This window comes from Ottowia pentelensis, assembly GCF_964341695.1.
Genome location: NZ_OZ224513.1, coordinates 3,489,115 through 3,513,702, shown reverse-complemented (window position 1 = coordinate 3,513,702; position 24,588 = coordinate 3,489,115). Strand labels below are relative to the sequence as shown.

Sequence of the window (24,588 nt, the reverse complement as noted above, 5' to 3'; positions counted from 1 at the left end):
TTTATGAATTGGAGGCTGGGTCATGGGGTTTGCCAAATACCAAGAAGACATCGTGAGTCGATACGTCGGCGATCTCGCGATGCGTTCCACCAAGGTGCCGGTTTCACCACCCAAGCCCTCAAGCCCGAATGCCAAAAATCAACCTGATCAAAGGACAAAGAAGATGAGCAGTCTCAAAAAATTCGCTGTCGCCACGCCCCGGCCTCTCCCCGTGATCGTCTTGGCAGACACAAGTGGCAGCATGGGGGAGAACGGCAAGATCGAAGCGCTAAATGCTGCGATGAAGGACATGGTCTCGACTTTCGCCAAGGAAAGTCGTTTGCGCGCCGAGATCCAGGTGGGCCTGATCACCTTTGGTGGCAAGGCGCAGATGCACTTGCCATTGGTTGCGGCACATGGCGTCGCAGGGTTCTCGGAATTTAAGGCTGACGGTGTCACGCCGATGGGTGCGGCATTTGATCTCGCGCGTCAGTTGCTGGAGGACAAGGATCGCATCCCCTCCAGAGCCTATCGCCCCGTCTTGATTCTGTTGTCTGATGGACAACCGACCGACGACTGGGAGGCTCCTTTCAAGGCTCTTTGCGACTCCGAGCGGGCACAGAAGGCGACCCGGCTAGCTATGGCGATTGGGCCGGATGCCGATGAAGCAATGCTGAAGGATTTTGCAAACGACGCAGAGGCTCCCATTTTTAAAGCCCACAACGCCCGGGACATCCACCGCTTCTTCCGTGCAGTGACCATGAGTGTGACCACTCGCACGTCAAGCCAAAATCCAGACATCTCAACCGCATTCGTTGTCCCGCCGCCGGATGACGACGCACTGGACCTCGACTTCCAATGAGGTTTATTGCCTGCGGCGCGAGCGTCATTGGCCCCCGACACCGGGATCTGGGCGAGCCTAATCAGGACGCGATGGTTCTGGCGGGTTGCCGAGGTGGCTGGATTGCGGCTGTGGCAGACGGATTGGGATCGAGAGCACGTAGTGATCTGGGGGCACGTAGTGCCTGCCAAGTTACCCGGCAGATTTTGCGTGCCACATCGAGCAGTTTCGATCTACCGGCAACGCTGCCCTTGATTCACCAGCAATGGCTTGGAGCGATCGATCCGACAACTCCTCGAGACGCCGCGACCACGCTGCTGTTCGGCCGCGTGACAGATCAAGGCGAGGTCCATGCAGCCCAATTGGGTGATGGTCTTCTGCTGGTGAAATGCGCTGGCGAGTTCCGTCGCATCACGCCAGAGCGCACAGCCTATGGCAATCAGACTTGGGCACTTGAGTCCACGTACCTGCAGGACAGATGGAGCTGTACGAAAGGCCGATTCACCGAGCCGGGTGATGGTGTTGTCTTGATGACAGATGGCGTGGCCGATGACCTCGAACCTGCACATCTTGCCGACTTCTTTGATGCGCTTTATCAAGACGTGAGCGCTCGGAATCGGCGCAGAGGCAGACGCTGGTTGCAGTCTGAACTGAATGACTGGGCGACACCCTTACACAGCGACGACAAAACACTCGTGGCCATTTTTAGGACTTCTGAATGAGCACAGCAACACCAGAGGCACCAAAGAAAAACAGGACAGTGCTAGACCAACACGGTCAGTCCTATGAACTGACAGGGCGTATCGGCGAAGGCGGTCAGGGGATCGTTTGCACGACCAACTACCCCAATGTACTCGTCAAAGTCTCTCGCGCAACAACAGAAGAAAAGCGAAACAGTTGGACGAGCAAGATTCGCGCACTTATGCGTCAGCCACTTGAGGGCCTTCCCATCGCACATCCGCAAGCCCTCATCACGCAGCCGCAGCCCGGTTACGTCATGGAACTGATGGATGGTCTGGTCCCAATGACTGAACTGATGCAGGTCGCGACGGACGCCTTGATGTCAGATGAAGGCCTCTCGGGCTATGTGAAGACAGGCGGTCTGTTGCGCCGGTTGAAGATGCTCGCGCGACTGGCTCGGGTCCTGGCTGAGTTGCATGGCCGAGGACTCGCTTATGGCGATCTTTCTCCTGCAAATGTCTTCGTATCGCAGTCACTAGAGTACGCCGAAGTCTGGTTAATCGACGCCGACAACGTTGCGAGTCAGTCGCATGACGGTCAGCAAGGTGTATTCACCCCCGATTACGGGGCTCCAGAGATTCTGAGGGGAGAGTCCGGCATCAATACACTGACCGACAGCTGGAGTTTTGCGGTCATGGCGTATCGCATCCTCACGCTGGTTCACCCCCTCAAGGGGGACGTTGTGCTTGAGGGTGAACCCGAGCGTGAAGAGGCAGCCCTCCGCGGCGAACTCCCTTGGGTAGATCACCCGGTTGATCGCAGCAATGTCTTGTCGATAGGTCTGCCTCGCGAAATCACGCTCAATGCGCCACTGCGTGCGCTGTTTGAACGATGCTTCAATGCCGGGCTGAACAATCCGGGTGAGCGACCAAGTCTCAATGAGTGGGCAGATGCCTTCGAGGCTGCCACAGGCCATTGCGATCAATGCGAGTCTTGTGGCAGCACTTTTTTTTACACATCTAAGCACATCTGTCCATTTTGCGATCACACCCAGGGCACGAATTGCACGATCCTCTTGCAGGAGTATCGCTATATGCCACCGGACCTGCTCCGGGAGGGCTTACCGGAAGACGTTCCAGAGTCGTTGATTCGAAAAGAGTGCTGGACTCGCACAGGCAAGGCGATGGTTTTGACTATGAGCCCTGCCGAGTTAAAAACTTTGCCTTTAGGAACGTCTCTGTACGCGGACGCACGTCCGCTATGCACTGTCGAGCTTGCAAAGGATGGCTTGTGGATAGAGCCATCAGCCGGTACGCAAGTTTCCTTGCAAAGAGCATCTGACGACAAAGTCGTCCCGGTTGTGCGTCGGCAGCGGCTCAAGTCAGACAGCCGTTCAGGAGTGTCTTTTTGGCTCCACCTAGGTGCAGTAGAAGAAGAGCACGTCGTTTGGCGTTTCAACTGGTGAGGCAACGATGAAACTCCGCGACTTTCCTCTTCTGTCGGGTGAACTTGCCCAGTTCACATGTGACGACCTGGGAGCCGATTGGCAGATCGGTGAGGCCGTGTCAGTACAGGCACACGGTAATGACTATCTTCTCCGACAGGGCGACGCCGTTTGCGTCGGCAAAGTAGAAGGACGCCAAGATCGAATTGCGCTTCAGGTCCAACGAGGTCTGACGTTGTGGGTGTTAAGGCATCGGCATGGGGAGGTTCTCCACCTTCAATCCTTGGATTTGGTCGAGCAGATCCAGTTGGATATGGCGATTTCTGTTGATGAGGCCATTGCGGAGCAATTGGCCAGCAGGGGTGAGATTTCTGCTCCCGACGTACCCACTGCAGTTGGTTGGTTGAATGAGCAATTCATCTCAGCCGAAAAAGCACCGAATTCAGAAATGGATCGTGTTTTTCTTGGCCGCTTCGACAACCCTTCCGATGAGAGTTTCGTTCTGTTTGGTGCAGGCTGGCGCGGCAACGTCAAACGAGATGCTGGCGTGCTCAAACTGATGAGCGTCACTCGTCTCAAGGGGGCTACAGCACGTGTAGCCATGGCCGTTGGCACGATCTCTTTCCAAGATGCCAGTGTCGCCGTGCGTCTCCAGAGTACAGAACAACGCGCACTTCTGGATGCCGCGCTGCGCGACAACGGCAGCTACCTACGTTTATGGCAAGAGTATGGTGCGCTCGAATGGGAGCAGGCTCGAGATTGCGCGAGGGAACTGGGTTCTCTTCGTTTCAAGAGTGCGGAACTCGTCGAAGGTGAACTGTGGGCCTGGTTTCTAAAAGTTGATGCGGATCACCTGAAGGATTTCCGGAAGCGATGGAAAGCTTTGGGGCTGGCGAACACGACGCAAGTCGAGCTTGGGGATCGGGAGCTTGATCTTGATTCCGAGGTTGAAGACGCGCCGAGCAGAGCTGACCGAGCACGCCGTCGCCCCGTTCGTGGTGTATTGCGATTCGAGCGAGAGGGCGTGGTCTTGGTTCCCAGCCAGGACCGGCGCTCAGAACGCCCCCCAACCAAGGGGTTCATCTACTACTCACTATCAGGTGATGAAGCCGTACAGACCCGTCGTGCGCGCGCAAGGCAATCTATTAATGAAGGGCGGCGACTGCCGCAGCTGAGCTACTTGCTGGAAGGGGTGGCTCCACCAAGCGCCCGGCGACGTCAACTCATTGGCCTATCTAGCTATGCCAAAGCTTGTTTCAAGGGGCTTCCAACCGAGCGCCAAAAGCTAGCCTTGGATGTGGCCATCAATACCCCGGACATTGCACTGATCGTCGGCCCTCCAGGTACTGGGAAAACCCAGGTCATAGCTGCGCTACAGCGTCGCCTAGCAGAAACTCTGGGCGAAAATTCATTGCAGCATCAGGTGCTGATCAGCAGTTACCAGCACGATGCAGTCGATAACGCCCTGAATCGTGCCGAAGTCTTTGGCTTGCCTGCCGTTCGAATTGGCGGCCGAGGGCGCCGTGACGAAGGCGGTGTCGACCCCGTTGGTGTTTGGTGTGAACGCAAACGGAAAGAAATCTCTGCTCGACTCGACGCGATTCGACTGAATGAGCCGCTGACTCGACCATTGGAAGAGCTAGATCGACGTATCACCGCATTGAGACTTGCGAGCATGTCGGCTCAGGAACGCCAAACACAGTTCGAGCAAATTGATGTCCTTTTGCGTCAGCTATTCGATCTAGATGTTCGTCTTCCGGCCCATGTTAAGGACCGATGGGATGAGTTTCTTGTTCAGCAGAAAAGAGTCGAAACCCAGCGTCAGGCGAATGAGCCTGCTGGGCTTGTGCGCTTGGTGAGGGCCCTGCGCACCAGTTCTATCGGGTTCGCCGACGACGGTCCGGACAGAGTTCACCAGCTTGAGCGTACGCTGCGACGTAACAAGGTCAACCTTCAAGATTCGGAATGGAGCTTGCTCCAGCGTCTTTCAACGGTTGCCGATGCAACAGAAGCAGACCTTGCTGAATTGGCTGCGTTTAAGCGGTCCATGCTGGATCGGCTGATCCCCGATTACAGGCCCCCGCAGCTTAAGCAGGCGTTGAGCGGAGAAGTGCTCGGGCTCTTGGCCGAGATCGAGCACGCAATAGATGCGCCTTTACGCCAATCTCGCCGTGGCATCTCTGCGGTAGTGGCCTCCTACCAGGCGGCACTTTCCCAAGCCCCCAATGAGGCAGCTAGAGCGGTCCGCGAGTACGCCAGCATTGTCGGTGCGACATGCCAGCAGTCAGCTGGTAAGGCGATGAGCAGCTTGAAGGAGTTGAGCGACCTGGATGCATCAGAAGGAATTGAATTCGACACGGTTGTCATTGACGAAGCCGCAAGAGCAAATCCTCTCGATCTTTTCGTTCCAATGGCGATGGCGCGGCGTCGCATCATCCTGGTTGGCGATCATCGGCAACTACCTCACCTTGTTCAGCGAGAGTTGGAAGATGAACTCATTTCCAGGCAAAGCCTGACTGAGGCTCAAGCGAAGGCGTATGAGCAGAGTCTTTTTGAGCGGCTGGTGAAGCAGCTTAGGGAGCAAGAGAAAGTCGACAACATCAAGCGCGTCGTGATGCTCGATACGCAGTACAGAATGCATCCGAGACTGGGTGACTTCATCAGCAAGCAGTTTTATGAATCTGAGGGATTGGACGTCTTGCACTCAGGTCGGCCTGCGCAGGATTTCGTTCACACGATTCCTGGCTACCAAGGCAAATGTGCAGCTTGGTTGGATGTGCCTCTGCAGGACGGGAAAGAAAAATTCCTAAAACCCGGTTATGAAAGACGGGCGGAGGCAATTTCTATTGCAAAAGAGGTTAAGCGGATTGCAGATTCTTGTGGGCCGTCGCTGAGCATTGGGGTCATCAGTTTCTACCGCGCCCAGTGTGACCTGATACTTGATGCACTGGCTGACGAGGGCTTGGCCGAGGAAGAGGATGGGGAAGTCCGGATCGCGCGCTCCTACCGGCAGACTGAATCAGGTGATGAGCGACTGCGCGTCGGCACGGTTGACGCGTTTCAAGGCAAAGAGTTTGACGTCGTCTTCCTGTCCGTAGTGCGAGCTAACGACGTGGTGGTTCCCGATCAGAAGGAGGGGGAAGAGCGCGAACGATTGCTCAACGGCAAGTATGGGCACTTGCGGTTGGCAAATCGCATGAACGTTGCGATGAGTCGCCAGAGGAAGCTCTTAGTCGCCGTCGGTGCCAAACATATGGCCGAAGGGCCCGAGGCTGAGGAAGGGGTCCCGGCTCTAGCTGCATTCCTCAAGCTTTGTAGAGAGGAGATGGCGCATGGCCGCTGACCGCTATCTTCGCTTCGATGTCCGTCGCCCCCCGGGTGGGCGTCCGCTTTTGTGGCCTGTCCGCGTTTGGAAGGTCCTTTATCCAACAAATCGTGTCCTCAAGTTAAACCTGTTCCAGCAGGCGATCCTTGGACTTGCAAGGGCCAGATGCCAGGACAGTTCGGAAATGGCTGAGTTGTTGGGGCTGGATCGAGAACTGGTGGCGTTCATCATTGCAACCCAACTGATCCCGAACGGCTGGATGACCACCTTGGGATCAGTCACCTCTCAAGGTGAACGTGTCCTCGAAGAGGCTCAGGATGCCAGCGAAGAAGTCCGCATGGGGTACGCATATCAGGACGCGATCTCGGGGAACTGGCTGCCGCGATTCACTGAAGAACTTCCAGAGATCGAAGCGAAGCGAGTCGATGAACGTGGTTACCCAGTGTTCCTGCGAGACCTCGATTCCGGAAAGGAAGATCGCCCCTTCCGCCTCAATCACTTCCGAGAGGGCACACTGGACACAGCAGCCCTCTTTGATGCGTTTCAGCGCTATCGGACGGATCACGACCACGCCAAACAGCGTGATGACGAGCTTTCGGCACGTGTCCGTATTGAGAGTTTGAGCTTCGTCGAAGATTCGGCGCAGTCGATGTGGTTGTGGACATGGATTTTTCCCGACGAGGCTGGGCCACAACCCTGGTTGGTTGCCGACCCATTCGGGTTGCAGCAGGCTGCGTCTTGGTTGCGCAAACCCCTGCAGGAAGTCTTGCCGCGAAACGATCGACTCGCAAGATACATCGCTGACGCGGTAGGCGAGACAAGATCTAACGATTTGTCGGCAGAGGAATGGCTCCGATCCCTAGATGTCGCATCCCGGACGATTACATAGATGAAAACCGCTACCCGCTGTTCATGGCCCGAGCCGTATTGCGGGAGTTGATAGAGTCCTTGCAAGCCACCGGGAGTGCCACGCCATGCTGATAGCCCTGCACAAGAACGCCCGCACGACACCGGCCGTGCGCGCCGAGATCGCGGCCAGCCACGAGACCGCCGCTGTCCTGGCCCAGCGCTTTGGCATCACCGAGCAAACGGTCTACAAGTGGAAGAAGCGCCAGGTCTTTGGGGATCGCTCGCACACGGCCCATCGCCTGCAGACGGTGCTCACGCCGGCGCAAGAGAGCGTGGTGGTGCACCTGCGGCGCACCTTGCTGCTGCCCCTGGATGACCTGCTGGCTGTCACGCGGGAGTTCATTTGCCCCCATGTCTCGCGCTCAGGCCTGGATCGGTGCCTGCGCCGCCATGGCGCGGGCAACCTCAATGCCCTCAAGCCCCAGGAGCCTACCGTGGCCCACAAGGCCTTCAAGAGCTACGAGCCGGGCTATGTGCACATGGACGTGAAATACCTGCCCCAGATGCAGGACGAGAGCAGTCGGCGCTACCTGTTCGTGGCCATCGACCGGGCCACGCGCTGGGTGTACGTGGCCCTCAAGGCCAACAAGACCGCCGCCAGTGCACAGTCCTTCCTGAAGGCACTGCACAAGGCCTGCCCGATCAAGATCCACAAGCTGCTGACCGACAACGGCAAGGAGTTCACCGATCGCCTGTTTGCCAGCCGCGAGCGCCAGCCCAGCGGCAACCACGAGTTCGATCAGTTGTGCGACGAGTTGGGGATCGAACACCGCCTGACCAAGCCCAGAACGCCCAGGACCAATGGCATGGTGGAGAGGTTCAACGGTCGCATTGCCGACGTGCTCAAGACGCACAGGTTCAACAGCCGCGAGGACATGGAGCAGACCTTGCTGCGTTATGTGGCCCTGTACAACCACCAACTGCCGCAGTCAGCGCTGGGCAGCAAGACGCCTATGCAGGCCATGAAGCAGTGGTATCAGGAGAGCCCGCATCTGTTTCACAAGCGACCTTATGATCGTCCGGGATGCGACACCTAGAGAACCAGATCGACTTGACGCTGCTTGCAGATTACAACTGGTCGCGGAAGGTACCGATTGTTGAGGGATACCTCGCCAGCGTTCTGAGACGAAGATCCGTGCTGGCCAGTCAGGAGCGGTCTTGGCAGGAGGATGTGACGAGCCTTCTCATTGAGACTCACAACTTGGCAGAAAGCGTGCTGCAGTGGCTGTTGAAAGCATTCCCATCGGACATTCGTAGATTGCCGCACTGGAAAGACCAGAGAGATTGGAAAGATGGGGAAGCGCAATATTACCTCCAGTTCTTCAACCTTCCTTGCCTTACCGATGACGTAATTAAGCGCTTGTCTGAGCAGCGCTTGGATCAGGTGCGCACAGCGGTGAAGCGCGGTAGCAGTTCGCTCAAGGCGTTGTTGTTTGCGGCGCTGTTAGGGACAGTGGATCAAGCATCACACCCCTTCCTCAAATTATCCGCCGATGAGCTTCAACTGACTCGTCTGCTTGATATGGCCGATGCTCGCAACAAAAAAGCTGGGCATTCAGGTAGCGAAAGAATCGATAGAGAAGAAGCCATGGAACACGCTGACTTTGTCATCGAATGGGTTCAAATTTTTAAGGGCTGGTATTGAAATGGCAAAACACAATAAGGGGAACAAAGCCCCAGTCGCGCAAAACGCAAATACTGCACAAAGTGCGGTCGCATCGGCATGGCAGAAAGCAACTGCTGGAATTGGCTCCCTTGCATCGTTGGTGCAAGGCGATGCTTCCGCTGTGGCACTCCCTGACTTGGAGAAAGATCAGGTCAGCGAGTTGGATAAGGTAGAGCCCGAGAAAAAACTTGAGCTCGAGAGGTTGCTTGCGGATATCTCTGATGTCGCAAAGAGAGTTCGTGATCTACATGAAGACGCGCAGAAGCGCACAGAGGACCTGGCTCGCAAGGAGGAGGCATTCTCCCGCCGAAGTGATGAGAACAAGAAGCGAACCGAAGAGATCCACAAACTCGACGAAGAGTTGAAGCAAAGACAAGTTGAGATAAAAAAGTCCGAATCAAGTTTGGCTGATAAGGAGCGTGAACTTGAGAAGCGAGAACTGGATGCGCGTTCCGGTTTTGCCGCCCAAAACGTGGCCGCACTCAGTGAACTCAAGAAAGAAATCGTGGAACTTGAGTCTAAGAAGACTGAGATTCAACTTGGCATCCTCCAAGCGGAGCAGAAGGCGCTTGACGACGAGTCCGCGCGCGCATTAGCGCTGATGGAGCGTGAAGCGGAGATTGCAAACAAGGAGAGAGGTCTACAGCAGCAACAACGGCGACTAGATGCGGAGTGGAAAGAGCTAGAACGCGAACGAGCACAGATCCGAGAAGATGCGCTACGGGAAGCGGAGCAGGAAATTGCTGGTTGGAAGACCGCTCATCAAAGAGCCAGGGATAGCCGTCAAAAGGTTTATGACGAGCTAGAGTCAACCAGGCAGGAAATTGAACAATTCCGCGAGTTATCCGAAGTTTTGGCAGGGCGGTCTGCACGCGAGATCCTTGACGAGTTGGCTGCCCATAAGCGTCGAGTGACTCAACTAGAGAACCAACTCGCAAGCAGTGAAGATGATCAGTTGCGAGCAGAGAATGAGGCGCTGCGAAAACTCCGTGATGAGCAAAAGGCTCAACTCGACGAGGTACATTTAGATTTGGCTGATGCAAAAGCTCAGCTTCATCGCCTCCGCCTCGGCGTGAGTGACAAAGAGAACCTGGAAAGAGAAAAGCGCGCCCTGGAAAAGAACAATCAGATCTTGAGTGCAAGGCTCAATGACTTGGGCAAAACGGTAGATGACCTAACCCAGTCACAGCAATCTGAGAAGCCGTTCCCTCAAATGGCATGGATGGACTCGGCGTCCACTGCCGATTGGATCAAGGATCGCAAGGCCAAGGAGTTGAGCCTGCCGGAGCAAGACGTTCCTGATCTGAAAAAATTCTCTGTTGAATTGCAGCACCGGATCGCTCAAGCGGAAGAAGGTGCAACACTGCATTTCCGCCTCGAAGATATTCAGTTGCTTATTGCTGGGTTGGCCATGAGCCAGCTTCACATCTTTCAGGGAATCAGCGGCACAGGCAAAACAAGCTTGGCGAAGGCATTTGCAAAGGCTGTCGGGGGGCATTGCACCGACATCGCCGTCCAGGCTGGCTGGCGAGACCGTGATGATCTACTGGGACACTACAACGCTTTCGAAAAGCGCTTCTATGAGCGCGACTGCCTGCAAGGTCTCTACCGTGCGCAAACTGCCGCTTACAAGGACCGGTGCAACATCATCTTGCTGGACGAGATGAACCTGTCTCGCCCGGAGCAGTATTTTGCTGAATTCCTCTCGGCGCTCGAAAAGAATGACCCAAGAGATCGACTCATAAGTTTGTCGGAAAGCCAGTTGCCGAACGCCCCTGCGCTACTGGTGGAGGGGCGAAGGATTCGGGTTCCCCACAACGTCTGGTTTGTAGGCACTGCTAACCACGATGAAACAACGAACGAGTTCGCCGACAAAACCTACGACCGTGCTCATGTCATGACGCTTCCCCGCCACGAAGCGGGATTCAAGGTAGAGCCAAAGCCAAAGGCCAGCTTTAGCTATGGATCATTGATCGAGCGTTTCGATGCCGCTGTGACACAAAACGCTGATGAGGTTTCAGAGTTGTTGGCGGAGTTGACGACAGGCCCGCTCACGAGCATCTTGCAGGATCGCTTTGACTTGGGTTGGGGTAATCGACTCGAACGTCAGGCCATGCGATTTGTCCCCGTTTACATGGCTGCAGGCGGTCGCAAAGAAGATGCTCTGGACCATTTGCTTGCCAGCAGAGTATTTCGGCGTGGCAAGGTCACTGGCAGATACGATGCGACCATCGATGATCTAAACGCCATCGAACAAGCCCTGACCACAGTTTGGAAGGGGTGGAAATCGGAGCCTCGCCGTTCCATGGCCCTGTTGGCTGAGGATCGCCGCCGCAAGGAACGCGGGGCATGAGATTTCTTGATCGCCTTACGGGTGAAAAACTCAGTCACCTACCCGATGCGTTTCTGCCGGGGCGGTATTGTTTGCTTGAGCCACTTGTTGTCAATGGACACAGCCATTTGCAGGCTGGCGATCTAATCACGGATGATGGGTCGGGTTTCATCCGGATTCAAGACACTGAATCACAAGTGCTTTCCATCGATCAAACTGACGACGATCAAGCGGACTCCGATCTTTCTGCAGAGGCGATTATTTCAATCGCAGGAAAGCTTTCCCACGCAAATGGTTTGAGTGTGTCGCCGATGCTGCCCGCTGAGATGGCCGCGCAGTGTGCCCTTGAGGAACTCGAACGGAATTTGGCCACAGTACTCAGAGATGGTCATTTGCACTCGATATCTGATCGGCCGCGCAGAGACCTTCGGTACGATGATCTGGTTGCACCCGTAGCGCGAGCTCGACGTCTGGCAACGTCGGCGGTAAGTCATCTGGCATCGCACTCGGATTGCTGGCAGCAGCGCACGCTTAGCGGTGTGCAACCTCGCAAGGTTCTGGCGCGTTTCAGCGAGGATGACTACGCCATCTATGAGAACAGACTCTACAAGCGATTGCTGGATCGGCTGGATCGACATCTTGCCAAGAGACTAGCTCGCATCCGTGGTGTTAATGCACGTCTAGCGCGAGCTTTGGAGTTTCAAGACTCTGAGCAGACGCACTTTCGACTTCGCCAAGATATTTGCCGTCTTTGGGGGGAGTCATATCTTGATGACAAGACCGGGATGCAATTGGAGGCCGGAAAGCGTGCTCTATCGGAGATTGAGGCTCAGTTGCGTGCAATTAGAGGATTGAAGCAACGTGGTCTTTATCCACACGTCCCCGCAGCGTCTGTAGTACCCGCCCAGGTTCATCGCACCAACATTCTGAATCATGATCCTCACTACAGGCATTTGCCTCCTCTTTGGGAAAGTTTGAAAGACGAACGAGAGGATCGGCAAATGAGGCCAGAAGAGCGACTGGCGAAGCATCAGCAGTTGCACCTTGCCTACAGAGACTACGTTGGCCTGGTTCTTCGACGAGCCTTGGAAAGATATGGACTGCAAGGTGGAAAGGGTGATCGCTTAGAGTTCGGTTGGGCTGGAATTACGTTTTCAGTGAGACAGGATGGTCAAGATTGGCTAATTCTCAACTCGCACGCTGAGACTCTTCGGTTGATTCCTATCGCTTGGTTTGGAAAAGATGTCGAAGAAGGTGAAAGCCTAAATTCAAGTCATGTCGTTTGCTGGCCAGGCTGCTCAGACAGTATTTCTTCTCGGCAGCGCTTGGCTATATCTCCTTTAGATCTTTACGTTGTCGAAAAGATGGGGAGATTAATTGATGAGTGGATGATTTCAGGGTTGATCGAAGGCTACGGAAAAAAACTTGGCCCCTTGCCAACACTTGTAAAGCAGATGGCTGACGGATGGCCCAATAATTTTGAGAGCATATCTTCGACGCACGTTCGACTTATCGCGCCCCTGGACTCCAGGCAGGCGTCCCAGATCAAATTAAAACTTCAGGAGTCTGCAAGCGAGCAAATCGAAAATCAGGTGTTGACTGCTGTAGATCAATTGACTGCTCTGTCGCGTCTCTGCAGTCATGATGCTCAATTCAGTGCTAGCCCGCACCGGGAGTTTTATTGCCGATGCCGAACCTGCGAGACAACTTGGTCGCTCAAGACCTTGAGTGACAAGAGAGTCTTTGCAATGCGTCCAAGGGGAGCGACGAATTTACCTTTAGCTGATGGGTTTAATTGGTCTGGCCGCGATTGGTTGGACTTTGAAGTCTCTTTGTGAGAACGGTATTCCTTACTCCCGGGCCTTATTTTGAAAAGTATCAGATTCTAGAGAGGCAACATGACTGCACAGATTGCTGAAAAGCTGCGCTACCAGGGCGAGGACGTGGCCATGTGCACGAACCCCCTGAGCCACTACTTCGCGATGGGGGGCACCAACCCGCGCTTCGAGTCGAACTGCACGGCCCTATGGCGCGGCTACGTCGGCAGTTGGGAGATCATTGACGACCGCCTGTACCTGATCGGTCTGAACGGAACGCTCGAAGACGGGACCGATGCGTCGCTGGCAACCATCTTCCCCGGGTTTTCGGACAGGGTGTTCGCCCATTGGTACTCCGGCACGATCCGTCTTCCGCAGGGCAAACAGCTCGAGTACGTCCACATGGGGTACGGCAGCACCTTCGAGCGCGACCTGTTCTTGGATGTGGAGCGAGGGGTCGTCGTTGCCACTCGCGTGCAGCACAACGGGGTCGCCGAATCTGATGGCGCCCCTGAAGGCTATGAAGTTGGCGCCATGACAGTTTTCCCGCGAACTGGCAAAGGCGACGGGGGCGCGGCGTGATCTACCTCTACGGGTACCTGGGCATCGGCATCGCGGTCCTCGCCGTTGTGTACGGTGCCCATCGGCTGACGAAGGAGAAGGAGTCCGAATCCCTTCGTGAACTGCTCGATGCCGTCAACCCGGATCGCAAGAAGCTGTCATTCCGCATCCTCAACAACATCATCGCCCCCGTCCTTGCTGCCATCCTCGTGGTCGCCGTCTGGCCCGTGGCGGTTTATATGAAGGTCAAGGAGATGCTCCAGAAGAAGGAAAGCAACGGGTTCCCGGAGGAACGCGAATTCGCTGTCGAGCGCGAACACCTGCTGGAGCGAATGACGGTGCAGGAGATCGAGATGCGCGAGATCGTGACTGACCCTCTCCAGGCGGCCCCTGAACTGCCCTTCGGTCACCTCCACGCAGCGTGGAAGGATTTCCTCAAAGGTCACGCTGAAGGCGGTGAGCTGTGGTCGTTCTCTGCGCTCTGGCAGACAACCTGGGGGCGGAAGGAGCTGCGGTCAGGCTACGTTCTGGTCGAGAACGGGTCGCCGGGCGCCCATTTCCTGACGGTTTGGAAAGATCTCCCGGACGATGCCTACTGAACCCCATTCATTCCCCAGCGGGTTCTACCTGTTGGTCGAAAAGGCGGTGGACGTCGTGCTGGAGTTTCCTGCTGACGGGGATTCCGGCGGTCCCTTCTGGAATGACGACGGGCAGCTCGATCTCGTGCGCTGCAAAGAATGGGACCAGGAAGAGGTTGGCGTTGTCCCTCTTGGCGGAAATCGTTATCGCCTTGCGGAACGACAGCTGGGACCGTTTTCCGGACTCAGGCTGTACTGGGGCGACGAGTTCAACGCCGACAAGGGTGAAGACGGCACGCTCCGACTGACCTCGGTATGCATGCCTCGCTTATATGCCCATTTCCGCTTACTGACTTCGGGCGGTTTCAGCAATGATCACCAACTGGCTCAGCACCTGCACTCCCTTGGAGGTGGGGGGGAGGCAGTCGCTGGTGGAGTGCTCACGTTGACTGTTCCAGCCGAACGCGCCAGCCATTTGCAGCGTTTGATGGACATGTTGTGAACGGCTCGCCGCAGCAGGCGCAGATCTTGGTGGGCATCGAGTTTCTCCATACGAAAATTCGTATGGAACCCGGTGACCAACCCCGCCCAGGCGACTGGGCCTGCTGACTTAGCGATTCGGTGCACCCAGGCGTGCGGTGAATGGGTGTTTATTCTCCGCATTTAATGCGTGGAATGTATTGCCTCTGCGGCGAATTGGGTGTGTAATCTCCGCATGAATGACGGAGAAAAGCTCTACATCTGGCAGGCAGATGATTGGCCGCAGTGGCGTTACGACCTTTCGGCGTTGACCGGGCCACTGACCGACGTCAGTCGTGCTCAGGGGCTCCTGCTGGGGCGAATGGCCGATGTGGGCATGGCGTTGCGCGATCAGGCCAGTCTGGCCGCGTTGACCGAAGACGTGGTCAAGACCAGCGAGATCGAAGGCGAAGTCCTCAACGTGCAATCGGTGCGATCTTCCATTGCACGCCGCATGGGCGTAGACATCGGCGCAGTGGCGCCTGTGGACCGGCATGTTGAGGGGGTCGTGGAGATGGTGTTGGATGCGACCACCCGTGCCACCGAACCTCTGACGGCCGAGCGCCTGTTTGGCTGGCACGCCGCTTTGTTCCCGACCGGCTACTCCGGCATGACTCGGATTGAGGTGGGCCAGTGGAGAACCGATGCCGAGGGGCCCATGCAAGTGGTGTCAGGGCATGTGGGCCGGCGCAAGGTGCACTTTCAGGCCCCGCCTGCGCAGGCGCTGGCTGCTGAGATCGACCGCTTTCTGGCCTGGGCCAATGCCGAGACTGGGGAGCCTACGCTGATTAAAGCGGGGTTGGCGCATCTCTGGTTTGTGACGCTGCACCCCTTCGATGATGGAAACGGCCGCATCGCCCGCGCCGTGGGTGATCTGTTTTTGGCTCGCGCCGACGGCAGCCCGCAGCGCTTTTACAGCCTGTCGGCCCAGATCCAGCGGGAACGCAAGGACTACTACGAGGTGCTCGAGTGGACCCAGAAAGGCTCGCTCGACGTGACTGGCTGGCTGTCTTGGTTCCTGGGCACCCTGGGTCGCGCGGTAGCCAGTTCTCAGACCACCCTGGACGCGGTGTTGGTCAAGGCGCGTTTCTGGCAACGCTGGGCGGGTCAGCCGCTGAATGAACGCCAGGTGAAATTGCTCAACCGTCTGCTCGACGGTTTCGAAGGCAAGTTGACCAGCAGCAAATGGGCGACGATCGCCAAATGCTCGCCCGACACGGCACTGCGCGACATCACGCAGCTGCTAGACCTTGGGGTACTCCAGAAAACACCGGGTGGGGGCCGCAGTACGGGTTACGAGCTGGCGGGGTAATTTGGCCAAATCGTTGAATCCACGTCCTCAAGGCCAATGCGTTTCTATCTGGTTCGGAAAGAGGACGCGGGTTCGGTTCCGTGTTCCGCCACCAAACAAGCCCGCATGGGCACTAGAAACCTCGCTACATAAAACCTAGCGAGGTTTTTTCTTGCCTGACGGGATTTGGGCGGCTTGCTAGAATCGCTGGGTCATTGGGGAGTAGCCGCTCTCGACCCCCTCGAGAGGCTGACGTCAACACACTTGACCCGCAGGTCATGGTGTCAGCGGTTTTCATGCTTGGCAAGACCTTTGACCACGACGCTTCCGATTCGGCCGGGGATGCGTGGTGGTCAATCGTCGTTCATCCGGCCTGAAAGCGTTTATGGAAGCCCTTCTCGTATCGACCGGTGTCGTCGCCCTTGCCGAAATCGGCGACAAGACCCAACTCCTCGCCTTCATCCTCGCCGCGCGTTTCAAGAAGCCGGTGCCGATCATCTTGGGCATTTTGGCGGCCACGCTGGTCAATCACGGCCTGGCGGGCGCGCTGGGGGCGTGGATCACCGCCTCGGTCAGCCCGGGCGTCCTGCGCTGGGTGCTGGGTCTGTCGTTTCTCGGCATGGCGGTCTGGACGCTGATTCCGGACAAGATCGAAGACGAAGAGTCGCAGGTGGCCCAGCACTTGGGCGTGTTCGGCGCCACGCTTGTCACCTTCTTCTTGGCCGAGATGGGCGACAAGACGCAGATCGCCACCGTCGCCCTGGCGGCGCACTACGCCACGCCGCTGCTGGTGGTTCTGGGCACGACGCTGGGCATGCTGATCGCCGATGTGCCGGCGGTGTTCGTGGGCGACAAGCTGGCCGCCCGCATCCCGATGAAGCTGGTGCACTCGATCGCCGCCGTCATCTTCGTGCTGCTGGGCATCGCCACCCTGCTCGGCGCCGGATCGGGCTTCGGCTTTTGACGCCCTGGGTGAGCCGATGCTTCGATGCGCGAGCCGCTTGCGGCCTGCCGGCCGGCGGCGTCACGCCACGCTTTGCATCAGCGATGCCGTCAAGCGCTCGAGCGCGCCGGTGAGCTGCTTGTGCCGATGCAGCACCAGGTAGCAGGGGCGCAGCATGCGCGGCAGCGTGGTAGCCAGGCGTGTCAGGCGGCCGGACTTGATCCCGTCGGCCACCACCCATTCGGACAGGCAGGCCAGGCCCAGGCCTTCGGCGGCCGCGTGCTTGATGGCCTCGGAGTTGCCCAGCTCGATGCTGCGGCGATAGGCGCGCAGATGCGGCAGCAGCTCATGGTCGGTGGCCACGCGCGTGCCCGAGCCCGCCTCGCGCAGCAGCCAGACCTGCTGGCGCAGCACGCCGACGGGCACCGCCGGCGCGGCGCCGCCCTGGGGCTGCAGCTGGCCCGCCAGGCGGGGTGAGGCGACCACCAGCAGCTCGTCGCGCAGCCAGGGGCGGGCCTGCAGCAGCGGATCGTGGCAGGGGCCCTCGATCAGGCCCACGTCCAGGCTGAAGTCGGCCACCGCGCGACAGATCTCGGCCGTGTTGCCGATCATCACCTGGGCGTGCCACTCGGGCGGCTGCGCGGCGTACCACGGCGCCCAGTGCAGGCTGAGCCAGCGCGGCAGCACGTAGTTGCCGATGGTGGTGCTGGCGCCGATGCGCAGGGCGCCCGGGCTGTCTTGGTCGCCCAGCGCCGCGCGCTGCAGGCTGGCCGCGCCGTCCAGCAGCGACAGGGCGCGCGGCAGCAGCGCGCGCCCGCTGCTGTTGAGCTGCAGGCGCTTGCCCACGCGGTCGAACAGGGGCGCGCCCAGCATGCGCTCCAGCTCCTTCAGCGCCGCGCTGGTGGCCGACTGCGACAGGCCGATGGCGGCGCCGGCCGCGGCCGTGCTGCCGCCCTGCGCCACGGCGGTGAAGACTTGCAGTTGCCGCAAGGTCAGGTGCAACGGGGTCATCGCGTTCCAATCAATCGATCAATCAGCTTGATCATACAAAAACAAGTCGTTGGACGGATTGATTGGCGATCCCTAGAGTCCCGTCATGCGCACATTCGGGTGCGTGACTGCAACGGGGTTTCCATGTCAGCTTTGTCGTCGCGATCGGTCGGAGGGGATGCGGGGGATGCGGCCGGTCGCCTGCTGCCGGGCCTGGTGCTCAGCGCCGGCCTGGGCTGGCTGGCAATTCGCCTGGCCGAGCACGCCTGGGTGCAGGCGGCGGGGCTGAGCGGGCTCAGCCTGGCCATCGTGCTGGGCATGCTGGTGGGCAACCTGGGCTATGCGCGCATCGCCGCGCAGGCGGGTCCGGGCGTGGTGTTTTCCAAGCAGAACCTGCTGCGCCTGGGCATCGTGCTGTACGGCCTGCGCCTGACGGTGCAGGACGTGGCCCAGGTGGGTGTGGCGGGCGTGCTGATCGACGCCGTGGTGGTGGGCGGCACCTTCACGCTGGCGGTGTGGCTGGGCACGCGCTGGCTGGGGCTGGAGCGCTCGACCGCCATGCTGATCGGCGCCGGCAGCTCGATCTGTGGCGCCGCCGCCGTGCTGGCGGCCGAGCCCGTGGTCAAGGGCCGCGCCGAGCAGGTGACGGTGGCCGTCGCCACGGTGGTGGTGTTCGGCACCCTCGCCACCTTCCTGTATCCGGCGCTGTACGCGCTCAACCAGCACGCGGGCTGGCTGGCCGGCGGCGAGCACGCCTTCGGCATCTACATCGGCTCCACCGTGCACGAGGTGGCCCAGGTGGTGGCCGCCGGCAACGCCATCGGCGCGCAGGCGGCGGACACGGCCGTGATCGCCAAGATGGTGCGCGTGATGATGCTGGCGCCCTTCCTGCTCATGCTGTCGGCCTGGCTGGTGCGCCACCCCGATCCGGCCCGGCGAGCCAGCGGGGCGACACAGGGCGCGCCGCGCGTTACCGTGCCCTGGTTTGCCGTCGGCTTTGTCGCGGTGGTGGCGTTCAACTCGCTGCAGTGGCTGCCCCAGTCGGTGACGGCAGCGGCCACCGCGCTGGACAACCACCTGCTGGCCATGGCCATGGCGGCGCTGGGCCTCACCACCCACGTCAGCGCCATCCGCAAGGCGGGCCTGCGGCCGCTGCAGCTGGCCCTTGTGCTGTTCGGCTGGCTGGTGGCGGGCGGGGCGCTGCTCAACCAGGCCGTGCAGGGCTGGTTGGGCTGACTACCGGCCGCGCGCGTCCAGCAGGTCACGCGCGACGATCTCCTTCATGATCTCCGACGTGCCGGCATAAATGCGCTCGATGCGGGCGTCGGCGTAGGCGCGGGCGATCGGGTATTCGGCCATGTAGCCGTAGCCGCCGAACAGCTGCAGGCATTCGTCGGTCACGCGGCCCAGCAGCTCGCTGTGCCACAGCTTGCCGGCGGCGGCGCCGACGGCGTCCAGCTGGCCCGCCAGGTGCTGGGCGATCAGCGCGTCGCAGTAGGCGCGGCCGGCCTGCAGGTCGGTGGCCAGCGCGGCCAGCTTGAAGCGCGTGTTCTGGAAATCGGCCAGGCGCTGGCGGAAGGCCTTGCGTTCCTGCACGTAGTCCACCGTCCATTGCAGGGCTGCCTCGGCGCGCGCCTGGCACTGCACGCTGACCAGCAGGCGCTCCTGCGCCAGCTTCTGCATCAGGTACTTGAAGCCCTGGCCCTCGTCGCCCAGCAGGTGGCTGGCGGGCACGCGCACGTTGTCGAAGAAGAGCTCGGCCGTGTCCTGCGCGTGCTGGCCGATCTTGCGCAGGTTGCGCCCGCGCGTGAAGCCGGGCATGTTGCCTTCGACGACCAGCAGCGAGACGCCGCGCGCGCCCTGCTCGGGGTCGGTCTTGCAGGCGACCACGATGACATCCGCATTGTGGCCGTTGGTGATGAAGGTCTTCTGGCCGTTCAGCACGTAGTGGTCGCCGTCGCGCCGCGCATGCGTGCGGATAGCCGCGACGTCGCTGCCGGTGCCGGGCTCGGTCATGGCGATGGCGGCGATGCGCTCACCGCTGACCATGCCCGGCAGCAGCGCCTGCTGCAGCGCGGGCGTGCCGTGCGCGGCGAGATACGGCGCGACGATCACCGAGTGCAGCGGAAAGCCCGGCCCGGTGGCGCCGGCGCGGCCCAGCTCTTCGCTGACGATGAAGTCGAACAGCAGGTCGCCGCCTGGGCCACCCAGGCTTTCAGGCAACCAGCAGCACAGCAGGCCGTTGGCGCCGGCCTGCTGCCACACGGCGCGCGGCACGCCGTGCGCGTCTTCCCATTCGGCGTGGTGCAGCGCGATCTCGCGCTCGCAAAAGCGGCGCACCTGCGCGCGAAAGGCCTCGTGCTCGGGGCCGAAAAGGGGGCGGGGCGTGGGTTTCATGCGCCCCACTGTAGCAACGCCCAGGCCAGCCTCAGCGGCTGGTGCGGTACATGCTGCTGGTGGTGCGCGCCAGGCCCGCGCCATGCAGGCGGGCCAGGGTGCCGCCCGCATGCGCGTGCGTGATGGCCAGGCCCAGCGCGTCGGCGGCGTCGGGGCCGGGCGCCTGCGGCAGGTTCAGCAGGCGCTGCACCATGGCCTGCACCTGCGCCTTGGCGGCCTTGCCGTGGCCGGCCACGGCTTTCTTCATTTGCAGCGCGGTGTATTCGGCCACCGGCAGGCCGCAGTGCACCAGCGCCGTCACGCAGGCGCCGCGCGCCTGGCCCAGCAGCAGGGTGGCCTGGGGGTTGACGTTGACGAACACGATCTCCACCGCCGCGGCCTGCGGCTGATAGCGCGCGTGCACCTCGCGGATGCCGTCGAACAGCAGCTTCAGGCGCGCGGGCAAATCACCCTGCGCCGCGTCGTGCGTGCGGATGACGCCGCTGGCGACGTAGGCCAGGCGCGGGCCGTCCACGTCCAGCACACCGAAGCCGGTGCTGCGCAGGCCGGGGTCGATGCCCAGCACTCTCATGGCAACTCCGCCGCCCGCATGCGGCCGACGATCACGCGCGCACGCTGGCTGAGGTAGCCCGAGCGCGGGCGCTGCTCGAAGTAGCGCGGGCGCGGCAGCATCACGGCCAGGCGCGCCGCTTCCCACGCCGTCAGCTGCGCGGCGCTCTTGTTGAAGTAGTGCCGCGCGGCGGCTTCGGCGCCGAACACGCCGGTGCCCCATTCGACGTGGTTCAGGTACAGCTCCAGGATGCGGCGCTTGGACAGCAGGCGCTCCAGCGCGACGGTCAGCACCAGCTCCTGCCCCTTGCGCAGCAGGGTGCGCTCGCCCGACAGCAGCAGGTTCTTGGCCAGCTGCTGGGTGATGGTGGAGCCGCCGCGAATCTTGATCGGGCGCGCCGGCAGCTCTTTCGCGGCGCGCTCGGCCGCGGCCTGCTCGGCCTTGGCGTTGCGCTCCCAGGCGCGCTCCATGGCCTCCCAGTCCACGCCCTCGTGGTTGGTGAAGCTGTCGTCCTCGGACGCGATGACGGCGCGCTTGAGCTGATCCGAGATCTGGCCGTAGTCGCGCCAGTGCTGGCTCCAGCGCAGCTCGCCGGCGCGCGCCAGGCGCCAGGCCTCGGAGCGCTCGAAGGTGGTGGACTGCGGATCGAGCACGGCCATCAGCGCGATGCGGCCGATGAAGAACAGCTGCAGCAGCACGGCGCCGGCCACGGCCAGCAGCAGCCAGCGCCCCAGCAGGCGCATCAGTGCTTGCTCCGCGCGGTGGCGCTCAGCTCGTCGGCCTGCAGCGTGGTCTCCAGCGTCTGCTCGTGCGTGAAGCGAAAGCGCGCCGTGACGTCGAACTGGTCGGTGTCCTTGCGCATGGCGGGCGTGAAGGGGCCGAAGGGCGCGGCCTTTTGCGCGATCGCCTCGGCCAGGCGGTCGAGCACGCGGTTGCCCGAGCCGCGCACCACGCGCGCGTCCAGGATGCGGCCGTCGTGATTGATCAGCAGCGCCATCAGCAGCTCGCCGTACAGCTTGCGCCCGGCGATCTGCGGGAAGTTGGCCGTGCCCTCGACCTCGATCTTGCGGCGCATGTCGTCGTAGTACGCGGCGTAGGTGGCGCCCAGCGTGGCGGGGCTGAGGTAGCGCTTGCGCGGGCGCGAGTTTTCTTCCTCGACGCGCTTTTCGATCGCGGCCAGCAGCTTCTGCAACTGCTCGCTGCGCTCCTGCTCGGCGCGTGCCTGCGGGTCGTCGCGCGCGGCCTCGGGCGCCGGCCGGGGCATGGCGGCCAGCTGCTCGCGCACCTGGGCCAGCAGCAGCTCCTGCTGGTGCAGCATGCTGTCGATCTGGCGGCGGTTCTCGTCGATGGCGTCGGTGCCCTCGGCCTCGCGCGGGCTGGGCGGCAGCGGCGTGCTGACGATGCGCGCGTCCTTGGCCTCGCCGCCGCCGGCCAGGCTGTGCTGGGCGATGGCCTGCGCCTTGACCGGCTTCTCGTCCGACCTGGCGTTGACCAGCACGACGTCCAGCGTGTTGTCCTGGAACACGCGTGCAAAGCCCTCGGGGTTGACGAAGCGCACCGTCAGCAGCGCCGCATGCACCAGCACCGACACCGCCAGCGCCCACTGCAGGGTGCTGAGCGAACGCCACGCAGGCACGCCCGGCAGGCGCGCGGCCATCATGCGGCCGGGCCCTCGCTGCCGGGCTCGGGTTCGCTCACGTCGACCGCGATGGCGAGCGGGCCGGCGGTGTCTTCCTCGTCCTCGGCGCCGTCGCTGCTGGCGGGGGTGATCTGCTCGCCCAGCACCTCGCTCACGCTGCCGTGCACGTCCAGCGCGATGGGGTCGACCGCGCCCAGCCTGACGCGCACGCGCGCGCCGCGCACCAGCGTCTGCGAGCCCATGACGCTGAACACCAGCGGCAGGGTGTCGGCGCGCGCCAGCCAGGCGCCGCCCGGCTGCTCGCGCAGCAGGCTGGCGTCCAGCTCGCTCAGGCCGTGCTGCTGCAGGTATTGCAGCGTCCAGAAGCGCTCCATGCTGGCCTGGTGGCCGTTGTAGGCGCTGTAGGCGGCGTCGAACGCGCTGATGATGGCGAACAGCTGCGCGTCCTTGGGCTTGAAGGGCGCGGCCAGCGCGGCGGCCGTGCCGTGGCGCGCGGCGGCGATGATCTGCCACTGGTTGACCAGGTCGACATAGCGGCGCAGCGGCGAGGTGCTCCAGGCATAGCTGGGCACGCCGATGCCCGCGTGCGGCAGCGCCTTGGCGCCCATGCGCACCTTGATGCCCGGCAGCAGGCTGGCCTGGCTGCGGTAGATGGCGGGCACGTTCAAGGACTTGAGCCATTCGCCCCAGGTGCTGTTGGCCAGGATCATCAGCTCGGCCACCATCAAATCCAGCGGCGCGCCGCGCTGGCGGGCGGTGATCTGGACCTGCTCGTCGCCGCTGGGCGCCTGGCCGTCGGGCACGCCGACCAGCTTGAAGCTGTAGTCCGGCCGGCTGAAGGTCTCGGGCTTGCCGCGCACCTGCTCGCGCCGGGCCTTCAGGTGCTGCGCCAGTCGGTATAAAAACGATAGCTGCTCGCGCTGGATGGGCGCCGCTTGTGGGCCAATTTGGCTTGAATCGTCGGCGCCCGCCAGCCATTCGGGCGTGATCAGCTGGTCGAGCTGATCGTGGCGCAGGTTGGCGGCGATGGGCACGCGTTCGATGCGCGTTTCGCTGCCCTGGATGGCCAGCGTGGCCTCATGCAGCGTGACGTACAGCGACACCGCCGGCACCGCCTGCCCGGCGGCCAGGGTGCAGGCCTGCACCACCGCGTCGGGCAGCATGGTGATCTTGTAGCCCGGCATGTAGACGGTGGACAGGCGATCGCGCGCCACGTCGTCCAGCGCGTCGCCCGGCTGCATGGCCAGCGCCGGCGCGGCGATGTGGATGCCCAGCACCACGGTGCCGCTGCCCAGTCCCTGCACCGACAGCGCGTCGTCGATCTCGGTGGTTTGCGAGTCGTCGATCGAATAGGCCTGCACCGCGGCCAGCGGCAGGTCCTGCGGCAGCACCGGCGCGGCCAGGGGCGGAAAGCCGGTGCCCTTGGGAAAGTTCTCGAACAGAAAGCGCTGCCAGTGAAACTGGTAGGCCGAGGTGATGGCGCCGGCGCGCTGCAGCAGCGTGAGCGGCGCCAGCTGCGTGGCGCGCGCGGCCTCGACCACGGCCTTGTACTCGGGCGCGTTCTTGTCGGGCCGAAACAGGATCTTGTAGAGCTGCTCGCCGATGGGCGCCGGGCAGCGGCCGGCGGCCAGCTCCTGCGCCCAGCCGGCGATCTGCGCGGCCAGCTGCTTCTTCTTCTCGATGGCGGCCAGCGCCTGCGCCACGATGTCGGCCGGCGCCTTCTTGAAGCGACCCTTGCCGGCACGGCGGAAGTAGTGCGGCGCCTGCTGCAGCGCCCACAGCGCGCCGGCCTGCTGGGCGATGCTGGGCGCGGCGCCGAAGTAGTCGGCCGCCAGCTCGGCAAAGCCGAACTCGCCCTCGGGGGCGAACTCCCAGGCCAGCGCCGGGTCGATGTCGGCGGCCAGGGTTTCGGCCTGGGCCAGCAGCTCGCCGGGGGCGGGTTGCTCGAAGCGCAGCAGCTGGTTGGCGGCCTTGACCTTGACGCGTTTGCCCGAGTCGAGCTCGACCTGGGCGGAGGCTTCGGCCTCGGAAAGGATGCGGCCGGCCAGGAACTTGCCGGCGTCGTCGAAAAGCATGTGCATGGAGGGGATGGATTGTCCCATCAACCGCGGCGCCCCGGTGCGGCC

Annotated in this window: 21 protein-coding genes and 1 riboswitch; of the genes, 15 read left to right on the top strand and 6 right to left on the bottom strand. The window is 61.3% G+C overall.

From position 1 onward, the window contains the following. The first annotated feature begins 22 nt into the window (after positions 1–22). The 14 genes from ACWHMB_RS16945 (at position 23) to ACWHMB_RS16880 (ending at position 16,907) form a co-directional block, all read left to right on the top strand. Entirely contained in the window at positions 23–841 is an 819-nt protein-coding gene (locus ACWHMB_RS16945) for a vWA domain-containing protein (RefSeq protein ID WP_447648606.1), read from the top strand. Then, a complete protein-coding gene (locus tag ACWHMB_RS16940; RefSeq protein WP_447648605.1) occupies positions 838–1,542 on the top strand; it encodes a PP2C family serine/threonine-protein phosphatase in 705 nt (234 codons plus the stop codon). Before ACWHMB_RS16945 ends, ACWHMB_RS16940 begins: the two co-directional genes overlap by 4 nt. Continuing rightward, entirely contained in the window at positions 1,539–2,966 is a 1,428-nt protein-coding gene (locus ACWHMB_RS16935; RefSeq protein WP_447648604.1) for a protein kinase domain-containing protein, read from the top strand. Before ACWHMB_RS16940 ends, ACWHMB_RS16935 begins: the two co-directional genes overlap by 4 nt. 7 nt (positions 2,967–2,973) lie before the next feature. Then, complete coding sequence (locus ACWHMB_RS16930) at positions 2,974–6,288, top strand: DEAD/DEAH box helicase (protein WP_447648603.1); 3,315 nt, start codon at positions 2,974–2,976, stop codon at positions 6,286–6,288. Further along, the gene (locus ACWHMB_RS16925; RefSeq protein WP_447648602.1) at positions 6,278–7,159 is read left to right on the top strand and encodes a hypothetical protein; all 882 of its coding nucleotides are present in this window, start codon (positions 6,278–6,280) and stop codon (positions 7,157–7,159) included. The genes ACWHMB_RS16930 and ACWHMB_RS16925 overlap by 11 nt, the downstream gene beginning before the upstream one ends. 85 nt (positions 7,160–7,244) lie before the next feature. Then, positions 7,245–8,216 carry an IS481 family transposase gene (locus ACWHMB_RS16920; RefSeq protein ID WP_377542684.1) on the top strand — a complete coding sequence of 324 codons (972 nt, stop codon included), beginning with the start codon at positions 7,245–7,247 and terminating at the stop codon, positions 8,214–8,216. A gap of 14 nt (positions 8,217–8,230) precedes the next feature. Next, a complete protein-coding gene (locus ACWHMB_RS16915; protein ID WP_447648601.1) occupies positions 8,231–8,824 on the top strand; it encodes a hypothetical protein in 594 nt (197 codons plus the stop codon). Next, positions 8,709–11,198 (top strand): AAA family ATPase, encoded by a 2,490-nt coding sequence (locus ACWHMB_RS16910; protein ID WP_447648600.1) that lies wholly within the window; start codon positions 8,709–8,711, stop codon positions 11,196–11,198. Before ACWHMB_RS16915 ends, ACWHMB_RS16910 begins: the two co-directional genes overlap by 116 nt. Further along, positions 11,195–13,015: a hypothetical protein gene (locus ACWHMB_RS16905; RefSeq protein ID WP_447648599.1), complete on the top strand. Its 1,821-nt coding sequence runs from the start codon at positions 11,195–11,197 to the stop codon at positions 13,013–13,015. Before ACWHMB_RS16910 ends, ACWHMB_RS16905 begins: the two co-directional genes overlap by 4 nt. Positions 13,016–13,075: 60 nt before the next feature. After that, positions 13,076–13,576: a hypothetical protein gene (locus ACWHMB_RS16900; protein ID WP_447648598.1), complete on the top strand. Its 501-nt coding sequence runs from the start codon at positions 13,076–13,078 to the stop codon at positions 13,574–13,576. Further along, entirely contained in the window at positions 13,573–14,154 is a 582-nt protein-coding gene (locus tag ACWHMB_RS16895; RefSeq protein WP_447648597.1) for a hypothetical protein, read from the top strand. Before ACWHMB_RS16900 ends, ACWHMB_RS16895 begins: the two co-directional genes overlap by 4 nt. Beyond that, complete coding sequence (locus tag ACWHMB_RS16890; protein WP_447648596.1) at positions 14,144–14,635, top strand: hypothetical protein; 492 nt, start codon at positions 14,144–14,146, stop codon at positions 14,633–14,635. The genes ACWHMB_RS16895 and ACWHMB_RS16890 overlap by 11 nt, the downstream gene beginning before the upstream one ends. Before the next feature lie 213 nt (positions 14,636–14,848). Next, positions 14,849–15,964 (top strand): Fic family protein, encoded by a 1,116-nt coding sequence (locus ACWHMB_RS16885; RefSeq protein ID WP_447648595.1) that lies wholly within the window; start codon positions 14,849–14,851, stop codon positions 15,962–15,964. Between the two features lie 184 nt (positions 15,965–16,148). After that, positions 16,149–16,324: riboswitch (yybP-ykoY riboswitch) on the top strand. Positions 16,325–16,328: 4 nt separating this feature from the next. Continuing rightward, positions 16,329–16,907, top strand: coding sequence for a TMEM165/GDT1 family protein (locus tag ACWHMB_RS16880; RefSeq protein ID WP_293226311.1), 579 nt, complete (start codon positions 16,329–16,331; stop codon positions 16,905–16,907). A 60-nt stretch (positions 16,908–16,967) separates the two neighbouring features. Here the strand turns inward: ACWHMB_RS16880 and ACWHMB_RS16875 are convergent, their stop codons facing one another. Continuing rightward, positions 16,968–17,897, bottom strand: coding sequence for a LysR family transcriptional regulator (locus ACWHMB_RS16875; protein WP_293226313.1), 930 nt, complete (start codon positions 17,895–17,897; stop codon positions 16,968–16,970). Positions 17,898–18,020: 123 nt separating this feature from the next. Here ACWHMB_RS16875 and ACWHMB_RS16870 point away from each other — a divergent pair, with 123 nt between their 5' ends. Continuing rightward, on the top strand, positions 18,021–19,112 hold the full coding sequence (locus tag ACWHMB_RS16870) for a YeiH family protein (RefSeq protein WP_377479454.1): 1,092 nt from the start codon (positions 18,021–18,023) through the stop codon (positions 19,110–19,112). Here ACWHMB_RS16870 and ACWHMB_RS16865 read toward each other — a convergent pair whose 3' ends face one another. From ACWHMB_RS16865 to ACWHMB_RS16845, 5 genes are read right to left on the bottom strand one after another with little or no spacing between them, the layout of a single operon-like run. After that, entirely contained in the window at positions 19,113–20,273 is a 1,161-nt protein-coding gene (locus ACWHMB_RS16865) for an acyl-CoA dehydrogenase family protein (protein WP_377479457.1), read from the bottom strand. A gap of 31 nt (positions 20,274–20,304) precedes the next feature. Beyond that, entirely contained in the window at positions 20,305–20,844 is a 540-nt protein-coding gene (gene ruvC / locus ACWHMB_RS16860) for a crossover junction endodeoxyribonuclease RuvC (protein ID WP_377479460.1), read from the bottom strand. Next, positions 20,841–21,566, bottom strand: a complete 726-nt coding sequence (gene mtgA, locus ACWHMB_RS16855; protein ID WP_377479463.1) for a monofunctional biosynthetic peptidoglycan transglycosylase — start codon at positions 21,564–21,566, stop codon at positions 20,841–20,843. Before mtgA ends, ruvC begins: the two co-directional genes overlap by 4 nt. After that, complete coding sequence (locus tag ACWHMB_RS16850; RefSeq protein WP_377479466.1) at positions 21,566–22,483, bottom strand: energy transducer TonB; 918 nt, start codon at positions 22,481–22,483, stop codon at positions 21,566–21,568. The genes mtgA and ACWHMB_RS16850 overlap by 1 nt, the downstream gene beginning before the upstream one ends. Next, positions 22,480–24,543: a ribonuclease catalytic domain-containing protein gene (locus tag ACWHMB_RS16845; RefSeq protein WP_377479469.1), complete on the bottom strand. Its 2,064-nt coding sequence runs from the start codon at positions 24,541–24,543 to the stop codon at positions 22,480–22,482. The genes ACWHMB_RS16850 and ACWHMB_RS16845 overlap by 4 nt, the downstream gene beginning before the upstream one ends. Between the last annotated feature and the right edge of the window lie 45 nt (positions 24,544–24,588).

Bases quoted from the DNA above. Each gene is read 5' to 3' on its own strand.
- ACWHMB_RS16900 (WP_447648598.1), top strand. From the start codon at position 13,076: ATGACTGCACAGATTGCTGAAAAGCTGCGCTACCAGGGCGAGGACGTG.
- ACWHMB_RS16935 (WP_447648604.1), top strand. From the start codon at position 1,539: ATGAGCACAGCAACACCAGAGGCACCAAAGAAAAACAGGACAGTGCTA.
- ACWHMB_RS16945 (WP_447648606.1), top strand. From the start codon at position 23: ATGGGGTTTGCCAAATACCAAGAAGACATCGTGAGTCGATACGTCGGC.
- ACWHMB_RS16885 (WP_447648595.1), top strand. From the start codon at position 14,849: ATGAATGACGGAGAAAAGCTCTACATCTGGCAGGCAGATGATTGGCCG.
- ACWHMB_RS16845 (WP_377479469.1), bottom strand. From the start codon at position 24,543: ATGCACATGCTTTTCGACGACGCCGGCAAGTTCCTGGCCGGCCGCATC.
- ACWHMB_RS16930 (WP_447648603.1), top strand. From the start codon at position 2,974: ATGAAACTCCGCGACTTTCCTCTTCTGTCGGGTGAACTTGCCCAGTTC.
- ACWHMB_RS16940 (WP_447648605.1), top strand. From the start codon at position 838: ATGAGGTTTATTGCCTGCGGCGCGAGCGTCATTGGCCCCCGACACCGG.
- ACWHMB_RS16890 (WP_447648596.1), top strand. From the start codon at position 14,144: ATGCCTACTGAACCCCATTCATTCCCCAGCGGGTTCTACCTGTTGGTC.
- ACWHMB_RS16865 (WP_377479457.1), bottom strand. From the start codon at position 20,273: ATGAAACCCACGCCCCGCCCCCTTTTCGGCCCCGAGCACGAGGCCTTT.
- ACWHMB_RS16875 (WP_293226313.1), bottom strand. From the start codon at position 17,897: ATGACCCCGTTGCACCTGACCTTGCGGCAACTGCAAGTCTTCACCGCC.
- ACWHMB_RS16880 (WP_293226311.1), top strand. From the start codon at position 16,329: ATGGAAGCCCTTCTCGTATCGACCGGTGTCGTCGCCCTTGCCGAAATC.
- ACWHMB_RS16925 (WP_447648602.1), top strand. From the start codon at position 6,278: ATGGCCGCTGACCGCTATCTTCGCTTCGATGTCCGTCGCCCCCCGGGT.
- ACWHMB_RS16920 (WP_377542684.1), top strand. From the start codon at position 7,245: ATGCTGATAGCCCTGCACAAGAACGCCCGCACGACACCGGCCGTGCGC.
- ruvC (WP_377479460.1), bottom strand. From the start codon at position 20,844: ATGAGAGTGCTGGGCATCGACCCCGGCCTGCGCAGCACCGGCTTCGGT.
- mtgA (WP_377479463.1), bottom strand. From the start codon at position 21,566: ATGCGCCTGCTGGGGCGCTGGCTGCTGCTGGCCGTGGCCGGCGCCGTG.
- ACWHMB_RS16910 (WP_447648600.1), top strand. From the start codon at position 8,709: ATGCTCGCAACAAAAAAGCTGGGCATTCAGGTAGCGAAAGAATCGATA.
- ACWHMB_RS16850 (WP_377479466.1), bottom strand. From the start codon at position 22,483: ATGATGGCCGCGCGCCTGCCGGGCGTGCCTGCGTGGCGTTCGCTCAGC.
- ACWHMB_RS16905 (WP_447648599.1), top strand. From the start codon at position 11,195: ATGAGATTTCTTGATCGCCTTACGGGTGAAAAACTCAGTCACCTACCC.
- ACWHMB_RS16870 (WP_377479454.1), top strand. From the start codon at position 18,021: ATGTCAGCTTTGTCGTCGCGATCGGTCGGAGGGGATGCGGGGGATGCG.